Below are 8,504 nucleotides of genomic sequence, written 5' to 3' on the forward strand. Positions count from 1 at the left end.
GCCGGATCCGCAGCAGACCGGCCAGACCGAACACCGCCATTACTCGATGCCCATCCTCTGCACCAGCTCCGCGAGCCGCTGCCACGCCTCATCGGCGGGGGTCACGTCGTCCATGTCCTGCTGCAGGAACCGCTCGATCTCGGCCTGATGCGCCACCGCCGCATCCACGCGGGGGTTGGAGCCCGCCGCGTAGGCACCCACGTCGAGGAGGTCCTGCACGTTCCGCTTCGCCGCCATCGCGCTGCGCAGCGCGGTCGCGACCGCGCGCTGCTCGCGGGAGGTGACCCGGGAGGCGACCCGGGAGACGGAGCCGAGCACGTCGATGGACGGGAAGTGGCCGGCGGTCGCGAGCCGGCGGTCGAGCACGACGTGGCCGTCGAGGATCGAGCGGGCCGTGTCCGCGATCGGCTCGTTGTGGTCGTCGCCGTCGACGAGCACCGTGTACACCCCGGTGACCGAGCCGACCTGCCCGGTGCCGGCACGCTCGAGCAGGCGGGCGAGCAGCCCGAACACGCTCGGCGGGTAGCCCCGGGTGGCCGGCGGCTCCCCGGCCGCGAGCCCGATCTCCCGCTGGGCCATCGCGACGCGGGTGAGGGAGTCCATCATCAGCAGCGCGTGCGCGCCCTGGTCGCGGAAGGACTCCGCGATGCGCGTCGCAGTGAACGCGGCGCGTGCCCGGGTCAGGGCGGGCTGGTCGGCGGTCGAGACGACGACGACCGACCGGGCGAGCCCCTCCTCCCCCAGATCGTCCTCGAGGAACTCGCGCACCTCGCGGCCGCGCTCGCCGATCAGGGCGATCACGTTGACCTCGGCGTCGGTGCCCCTGGCGATCATCGACAGCAGCGACGACTTGCCGACGCCGGAGCCCGCGAAGAGGCCGATCCGCTGCCCGCGCCCGACGGTCGTGAGCGTGTCGAGCACCCGCACCCCCATGGCGACGGGGGTGTCGATGCGGGCGCGCTCCATCGCGGACGGCGCCTCGGCGTCGACCGGCACCCGCGCGTCGAAGGCGAGCGGGCCGCGGCCGTCGATCGGTCGCCCGGTGGCGTCGAGGACGCGGCCGAGCAGGCCGGCACCCGTCGGCACGGTCATGCGGCGCCCGGTGGCCCGCGCGGGCGCGCCGACGCGGAGGGAGTCGATCCGGTCGACGGGCATCAGGGTCAGGCCCTCGTGCCCGACCGCGACCACCTCGGTGCGGGCGCGCTGCTCCCCCACCTGCACGATCTCGCCCATCGCGGCCTCGATGCCGCGGACGGTGATGCCGAGCCCCACGACGGAGACGACGGTGCCGACCCGCTCCGGGCGCGCGGCCTCCCGCAGCCGGTCGAGGCCCGCGCTCAGCGCCGCGCTCATTCGTCGCCGCCCAGCAGAACCCGGCGCACGCGCTCCACGGCGCTCGCGATGCTCGCGTCGACGATCCCGTCCGGCAGGTCGACCATCGCATCGCCACGGGCCACGTTCCGGTCGGCCACGAGCTGGAGACCCGGTTCCTCGACCGCGACCATCGCGACCAGCTCGAGGTCGTCGGGGTGCATGCGCACCGTCCGGACCGGCATCGGTCCCGCGGCCTCGAGCGCGCGCCGGAGGCCTGCGACGGCCGCGCCCTCGTGGTCCTCGGCGATCGCGCGGCCGAGGATCATGCCGGCGATCTCGATCGCGGCGGACAGCAGCGTCTCCTCGGTGCCCTCGAGCGACATCGCCGTCTGCGCGTTCAGCTCTCCCGCAGCGCGCGCGACGGCCTCGAGCGCGGTCCGGAGGTTCTCGACCTGCTCGCCGAGCGCACGGTCGGCCTCGGCGCGCAGCTGGGCGCGGTCGGAGGCGAGCGTCTCGGTGGCGGCCTTGCGGCCGGCCGCGTAGCCGGCGGCGTGGCCCTGCACCCGCGCGCGCTCGCGCACCTCCGGGGTCTCGTCCTTGACGAGCTCCGGGTAGGCCAGCGGGGTCATGCGCACGGCGACGGGCCGGGTGCGCATGTCGTCGTAGTCGGCGCCGGGGGTGACGCGCGGCATCGCGGCCGGTCGCTCGGCGAACGAGGTCGCCGCGGCCGACGGTTCGGTGCGGCGGGCGGTCCCCATCTCGGGGAACGCGATGGGCGCGAACGAGGCGTTAGTCGACATACTCTTCCTCTTCCTCCGCGGCCTCCTCGGCCGGGAGCTCGGTCTCATCGGCCGCACCCGGTTCGGGTGCCGTCTTCTTCAGCTCGAGGCCGGCGGTGCCGGCGAGTTCGCGCACCGCGCGGACCAGCACGTTGCGGGCGTCCTCCACCTGGCTCTTCTTCACGCGGCCGAGCTCGGCGGCCTCCTCGGCCAGGGCCTCTCGGTTGCGCTCGGACATGTTGGAGGTGACGACGGTCGCGATCGCCGGGTCCACACCCTTCAGGGCGAGCGCGATCGTGCCGAGCTCGATGCCGCGGAGCACCTGCTGGACGTCGCGGTCCTGCAGTCGGACGAGGTCCTCGAAGGACAGCAGCTTGGCGCGCACCTCGTCGGCGAGGTGGCCGTCGCGGTCGCGGAGACCGTCGAGCAGCGCGCCCTCGTCCGCGGGCGCGGCGTGGTTCATGATGTCGACGAGCGGCTGGACGCGGAGGGGCGCAGGCCCGTCCTCGTCCCCGTCGTCCTCGACGAACACCGTCTCGCTCGCGGCGGCCCTGGCGCGGCGGCGGAGCACGTCGGCGACGATCCTGCCCGCCTCCGGCGCGGGCGAGCCCATCGTGGCGATGGCCTGCGCGATGTCGACCCGCCGGTCGGCGTCGTGGAGCATGAGCACCTTCGCCGCGAGGTCCGGGCCGAGCTGGAGGAGCACGAATGCGACCGTCTCGGCGGTGTCGGCCTCGAGCAGCGCGACGCTGCGAGCGGGCTCGAGCTCCTCGAGGAACGCGAAGGAGGCGCTCGCCTCCGGCGCCGAGATGCGCTCGAGCAGGTCGGCCGCGCGCTCGCCCTCGAACGACGCCTCGATCAGCTCGGTCGCGATCGCGTGACCGGTGCGCGCCTCCGGGGCGTTCACCTGCGCGGCGACCTCGCGGAACGCCTCGATCGCCCGCTCCGCGTCCGCGCCGGAGACCTGGCGCATGCGCGCCATCTCCTCGGTGATCTGCTCCTGCTCCTCGAGGCTGAGGGTGCGCAGGACGGCGGAAGCGCGCTCGGTGCTCATGTTCATGAGCACCAGCGCGGCCTTCTGCGTCCCGGTCAGCTCGGGGACGTCCAGCGTCTCCAGGGTCATACTTCGGCCCGGTCACCCATCAGCACCCGGAGGTACTCGGCGGTCTGCGCCGGGTCGGAGCCGGCGAGCGCGTCGACGTCGGCCTGCAGCTGCGCGAACTCGCCGCCGCCTCCGGCGGAGAGCGCCGCGGTCTACAGGCCTCCCGGGCCCGCCGCTCCGAGCGCGCCGGCGGGCGAGAACCCGCCGATCGCGGTCGCGGGCACGCCGCCGAACATCCCGTCCTCGCCGAGCGGCGCGCCCGCGACCGGGCCGCCGTCGAGCGTCGGCGTCGGGCGCTTGAAGAGCTTCCGGATCAGCCCCATCAGCAGCACGAGGACCACCAGGCCGCCCACGACCTGGATGGCGGTCGTGATGATCGACGTCATCTGGCTCTGGCTCTGCGCGGCCTGCGACTGCGCGAGCGCCGCCGCCGCGGACTTCGCCGCCGCGGTCGAGAAGGCGACCGACGTGACGGACACGGTGTCGCCCCGGGTGGCGTTGACGCCCGCGGCGGTCGACACCATCTGCTGCAGCGCCGAGGTCGAGATCCGGCCCGCCACGCTCGCGTTCACGGCGACGGCGATCGACTGGCGGGTGAGCGTGCCCGGCACGATCGTCTGCGTGGTCGTCGTCTTGTCGAGCGCGTTGTCCTTCGCCGCCTGCGTCTGGGTGAAGGTCCCGTTCGCGCTTCCGGTGCCGGTGGTGCCGAGCAGGTTCGTCGTGTCGACGCCGGCCACACCGCTCGCGAGCGCGCCGCCCGTGCCTGTCGCCTTCACGCTGTTCGACGACTGCGAGAGCGCAGGCGCCTGGGTGCCGGTCGCGTAGGTCTCGCTCGACTTCGTGCCGCTCGAGTTGGAGACGTCGGCGGCGACCGTGACGACCGCGTTGCCCGGGCCGAGCACCTTGTCCAGCATCGTCTGTACGGCGTTCTTCGTCGTGGACTCGTAGGACGCCGCGGCGTCGGAGGCGCTGCCTCCGGTCCCGCCGCCGACCGAGGAGAGCGTGTCGCCCTTCTGGTCGACGACCGAGACGTTGTCGGTCGTGAGGCCCGGGTAGGCGGCGGCGACCAGGTGCACGATCGCGTTCACCTGGTCCGAGGTCAGCGGGCTGGACACGTTCACGAACACGGACGCGGTCGGGTTCTGCTGGTTCGAGGTGAAGACGGTCTGCTGCGGGATCGCGAGCTGCACCGACGCGGCCGCGACGCCGTTGATCGACTCGATCGTCTTCGCCAGCTCGCCCTCGATGGCGCGCTTGTAGGTGACGTTCTGCTGGAACTCGCTGGCGGTGACGCCCATGTTGTCGAGCAGCGAGTAGCCGCCCGCGCCGGAGGACAGCATGCTCGCGGTCGCGATCCGCTCGGCGTCCACGTTCGCCGCCGGCACGAGGATGGTCGCGCCGCCGTCGGCCAGCTGGTAGTCGACCTTGTCCTTCGTCAGCTGCGCGGTGACCGCGGACGCGTCGGCCGCGGAGATGTTCGCGTACAGGGTCTGGTAGCTCGGCTGGCCCAGCCAGTTCGCGAGCGCCACGCCGCCGAGCACGAGCACCGCGACGCCGATCAGCGCGATCGTGCGCTGGGCGACCGTGAACTGCTTGACGGCCTCGAGGAGGCGCGTGCCTGCGCCGTTCAGCTGCTTCATGCCTGCATGTTCATGATCGAGTTGAACGCGTCGACGCCCTTGTTGCGCACGGCGGAGACGAGGTCCATGGTCACCTGGGCGCGGGTCGCCGCGAGGGTCGCCTGGTGGATGTCGGTGAGGTCACCGGTCACGGCCTTCACCGCGAGCGTGTTCGCGGTGTTCTGCAGACCGGAGAGGTTGTCGACGACGCCGCCGAGCACGGAGGCGAACCCGGACCCGGTCGTGCCGGTGGCGTCGGTCGTGGCGGGGGTCGAGGTGAGTCCCGTGAGGCCGGAGAGGCCTCCGGCTCCGGAGAGGGGCGAGATCGGCGTGGTCATCAGGCCTTCCCGATCTGCAGGGCCGCCTCGTAGATGGACCGAGCGCGGTCGACGACCGCGGCGTTCGCCTGGTAGCCGCGCTGCGCCATGATCAGCGTCGACATCTGCTCCCCGAGGTCGATGTCGGGCAGCCGGACGTAGCCGCTCTTGTCCGCGGCGGCGTTCGTCGGGTCGTAGGTGAGCCGGCCGGCGGCGCTGCCGCGCGTGACGCCGGCCACGGCGACGCCCTCGTCGCCGGGCTTCTCCTGGAGCTGCAGGTACTCGGCCTGGAACGCGCTCCCGGAGGCGGACTTAGCCGTGTTGATGTTCGCGATGTTGTCCGAGATGGCGTTGAGCCAGGCCTGATGCGTGTTGAGCGCCGTCGCGGCGATGCCGATCGCGTCCATCAGTTGGTCTTCATCGCGGACTCGGTGGCGGTGAAGTCGGCGCCGATCGCCTGGCTCGCGAACTGGTAGCGGAGCACCGTCTCGATGTTGTTGAGCGTCTCCGAGTCGATGCTGACGTTGTTGCCGTTCTGCTGCGACGGCGCGGTCGACACGGTCGTCGTCGCGCCGGCGATGCCGCTCCCCGCGGCGACGGAGGCGGCGAGCGCGCCCTCGAAGGAGACGACCTTGGCGTGGTAGTTCGGCGTGTTGACGTTCGCGATGTTCTGGGCGATCGTCTGCTGCCGAAGGGCCAGCCCGTCCAGCGCGCTCGAGAGCGCGTTGATGGTGACCGAATCGAACACGGCGGCATCCGTCCTTGCTGAGAGGAGGGGCGGCCGATCCGTGGCCTCGAAACCATCGAGCGATCCGTGCTCGATTCGATGACGCTAAGCGGAACCTTCAACCAGACGTGGAAGCAACGCACCCCCCGTTCAGGGGCGTGTCACCCAGGATGGTCTCGAGGCGTCCGGCTCAGCCGATGCGGTCGATGTAGACCGGAGGCGCCGTCGCCGGCTTGTACTGCGGGCGGCGCATCGCGCGCATGGAGGCCGCGATCGCGGTCTGCTCCTCGCGCATCCGCGACATCAGGGCGCGCTGGCGCGCGAGGATCCCGGAGGCGCGCTGCTGGTCCTCCGCGGTCATCGGCCGCGGCTGCACGGCGGGAGGCTCCCAGCTCTCGAGTGCGGCGAGGTCGCCCGACTCGGCGGCCTCCACGCGGTGCTCGAGGTCGTCCAGCACGGGCGCCCACGGGTCCCACGGCTCCGCCGGCGTGTGCTCCGGCAGCGACTCAGCCAACCGCGTCCCTCCGCAGCGCCGCCTCGTGCATCGAGACCTTGAGCGCCGCCTCGTGCCACGCCTGCCGCAGCGGTTCGAGCAGCCTGATGCACTCGCGGGTCTTCTCGACGTCCCGCTGCGTGTTCGCGTGCGCCATCGCGGTGAGCACGTAGTTGTAGACCGCGAGCAGCCCCGGGCCGCCGTCCCACACCTCCGGTCGCAGGGAGCTCACGAGCTCCGTCACGATCTCCTGCGCGTGCATCAGCTGCGCGGACGCGAGCGGCCAGTCCTCGCCGAGCTGGGCCGTCTCCGCCCGCGTGAGGTCGAGCAGCAGGCGGTCGTAGAGCATGACGAGCAGCTTGGCCGGGGAGGCGCTGAGCACCGAGTCCCGGTTGTAGAGCGAGCGCGCGGCGGCGAGGTTCGAGGGAGGCATGGTGGGTTCCGCAGTCTGCTGGTCCGGCGTCAGTGGCCTGAGCCGGTCGACGTCATCTGGTAGTTGGTGGTGAGCCCGCCGAGCTGGCCCGTCAGGTAGGAGGCCTGCGCGGACAGGTTGTTCAGCGCGACCTCCATGGCGTTGAACTGCGTCTCGTACTGGTTCTGGATCGTCGCGAGCTTCGTGCTCCAGTCGCTGATCTGCGTGCTGAGCGACGACTGCTGCCCCGTCTCGGACGTGATCTGCGCGCTGAGCGCGCCGGTGTACGGGTCGGACGCCGCGCTCGCCGCATCGGAGACGCGCTGGGCGATCGCCTGGTACATCGCGGTCGTGCCTGCCGGGTCCGTCTTCATCGCGGTCGTGAAGGCGGCCTGATCGAACGTGATCGTGCCGGTCTTCGTGATCGCGATGCCGATCGACGACGGCGACTTGCCGTTCACCGGATCGGTCGCGGCGGAGAGCAGCGCGTCGTTGACGGTGCGCACGAGCGGGTCGCCCGTCAGCACGCCACCGCTGGTCGCGGTGCTGCTCGTGCCGCCGGAGGTGCTCGAGGACGTGGTGATCGCCGTCGCCGAGGCGATGCCGGAGAACACCGAGATGAGGCCGGCGGTCAGCGCTTGCGCCGACGTCGTCGCGGCCGTCGGGTCGCTCGCCACGTTCACGCTGACCGCGGTGCTCGAGGTGGCGGAGACCGCGATCGCGACGCCGGGCATGAGGTCCGAGAACGTGTTGGTCGGCGAGGTGACGGTCTGCTGCACGCTCGTGCCGCCGTAGAGGGTCACCGAGGCGTCCTGCGCGGTGGCGACGTTCGTCACGGGGAGCTGCGTGCCCGAGGTGGTCGAGCCCTCGAAGACCGAGAACGTGTTCGCCGCACCGGTGGGCCCGGTCAGCTGCAGCCGGAACAGCTGGTTGCCGCTCGAGTCGGTGCCCGACGGCACCTTCGCCGCCGTCACGCCGGTCCCGGATCCGTTGATCGCGCTCACGACGTCGTCGAGCGAGCCGGAGTTCGCGGTCACGGTCTTCGTCGTCGCGGTCGAGCCGCTGCCGATCTGCAGCGTGATGCTGGGCGTTGAGGAGGAGGTGTCCGGCCAGGTCGACATCGCGGCGGTCACGGAGACCTGCGAGGACGCGAGGGCGTCGACCGTGAACGAGACGGTGCCTGCGGTCGCGGTCGACGAGGCGGTCGCCGCCACCGCGCTGGAGCTGCTGGTCGCGGTGAAGGAGCTCAGGGCGTTCGCGGCGAGTGCCGCCTGCGCGGTGGAGCCGAGCCCGGCGATCGCGGTGTTGAGCGACTGCAGCGAGCTGGTGTGCGTCTGGAGTGTGGTGAGCTGCGACTGGAGCTGCGTCTGCGGCGCCGCCTCGATCGCCATCAGCTTGCTGATAATGCCGGAGGTGTCGAGGCCGCTGGAGAGCCCGCTCAGGCCGAGGCCGGACAGCGACGCGGAGCTCAGCGTCGTCGCGCTCGTCGTGGTGGCCATTGCTCACTCCCTCCGGGAAGTCGAAGCCGCCCACGGGGGAAGGGGGGCCCCCCCGTCCCCCCCCGGCGGGCTACATGCCCGCACCCCCCCCGGGGTAACCCCCCCGGGCGCCCCCCCGCCCAATCCGGCGCCGCCGGGGGGGGATCCCCCGGGGGGGGTCGCCTTATGTCCCCCCCCGGGGGCGCCGGGGGCGCCCCCGGCCCCCCCCGCGGCGGCTTCGACTTCCCGGAGGGAGTGAGCAA

10 protein-coding genes are annotated in these 8,504 nt (G+C 72.4%); all 10 read right to left on the reverse strand.

Features of this window, described 5'->3' with window-relative positions:
* Positions 1 to 39: 39 nt before the first annotated feature.
* The 10 genes from ACTHLI_RS06080 to fliD all read right to left on the reverse strand — a co-directional run bounded on the left by ACTHLI_RS06080 (position 40) and on the right by fliD (position 8,262).
* Positions 40 to 1,353: a FliI/YscN family ATPase gene (locus tag ACTHLI_RS06080; RefSeq protein ID WP_440182229.1), complete on the reverse strand. Its 1,314-nt coding sequence runs from the start codon at positions 1,351 to 1,353 to the stop codon at positions 40 to 42.
* Positions 1,350 to 2,114: a FliH/SctL family protein gene (locus ACTHLI_RS06085; protein ID WP_440182230.1), complete on the reverse strand. Its 765-nt coding sequence runs from the start codon at positions 2,112 to 2,114 to the stop codon at positions 1,350 to 1,352. Before ACTHLI_RS06085 ends, ACTHLI_RS06080 begins: the two co-directional genes overlap by 4 nt.
* Positions 2,104 to 3,216 carry a flagellar motor switch protein FliG gene (locus ACTHLI_RS06090; protein ID WP_440182231.1) on the reverse strand — a complete coding sequence of 371 codons (1,113 nt, stop codon included), beginning with the start codon at positions 3,214 to 3,216 and terminating at the stop codon, positions 2,104 to 2,106. Before ACTHLI_RS06090 ends, ACTHLI_RS06085 begins: the two co-directional genes overlap by 11 nt.
* A 131-nt stretch (positions 3,217 to 3,347) precedes the next feature.
* Positions 3,348 to 4,835: a flagellar basal-body MS-ring/collar protein FliF gene (gene fliF / locus ACTHLI_RS06095; protein WP_440182232.1), complete on the reverse strand. Its 1,488-nt coding sequence runs from the start codon at positions 4,833 to 4,835 to the stop codon at positions 3,348 to 3,350.
* Positions 4,832 to 5,152 carry a flagellar hook-basal body complex protein FliE gene (gene fliE, locus ACTHLI_RS06100; protein ID WP_440182233.1) on the reverse strand — a complete coding sequence of 107 codons (321 nt, stop codon included), beginning with the start codon at positions 5,150 to 5,152 and terminating at the stop codon, positions 4,832 to 4,834. The genes fliF and fliE overlap by 4 nt, the downstream gene beginning before the upstream one ends.
* Positions 5,152 to 5,538, reverse strand: coding sequence for a flagellar basal body rod protein FlgC (locus ACTHLI_RS06105; RefSeq protein WP_440182234.1), 387 nt, complete (start codon positions 5,536 to 5,538; stop codon positions 5,152 to 5,154). The genes fliE and ACTHLI_RS06105 overlap by 1 nt, the downstream gene beginning before the upstream one ends.
* Entirely contained in the window at positions 5,538 to 5,879 is a 342-nt protein-coding gene (flgB, locus tag ACTHLI_RS06110) for a flagellar basal body rod protein FlgB (protein WP_440182236.1), read from the reverse strand. The genes ACTHLI_RS06105 and flgB overlap by 1 nt, the downstream gene beginning before the upstream one ends.
* 169 nt (positions 5,880 to 6,048) lie before the next feature.
* The gene (locus ACTHLI_RS06115; protein ID WP_440182238.1) at positions 6,049 to 6,372 is read right to left on the reverse strand and encodes a hypothetical protein; all 324 of its coding nucleotides are present in this window, start codon (positions 6,370 to 6,372) and stop codon (positions 6,049 to 6,051) included.
* Positions 6,365 to 6,784, reverse strand: a complete 420-nt coding sequence (gene fliS, locus ACTHLI_RS06120) for a flagellar export chaperone FliS (protein ID WP_440182240.1) — start codon at positions 6,782 to 6,784, stop codon at positions 6,365 to 6,367. Before fliS ends, ACTHLI_RS06115 begins: the two co-directional genes overlap by 8 nt.
* 29 nt (positions 6,785 to 6,813) lie before the next feature.
* A complete protein-coding gene (fliD, locus tag ACTHLI_RS06125) occupies positions 6,814 to 8,262 on the reverse strand; it encodes a flagellar filament capping protein FliD (RefSeq protein WP_440182242.1) in 1,449 nt (482 codons plus the stop codon).
* Positions 8,263 to 8,504 lie beyond the last annotated feature (242 nt).

The sequence above is a fragment of the Amnibacterium sp. genome (genome assembly GCF_051956055.1).
GTDB lineage: Bacteria > Actinomycetota > Actinomycetes > Actinomycetales > Microbacteriaceae > Amnibacterium.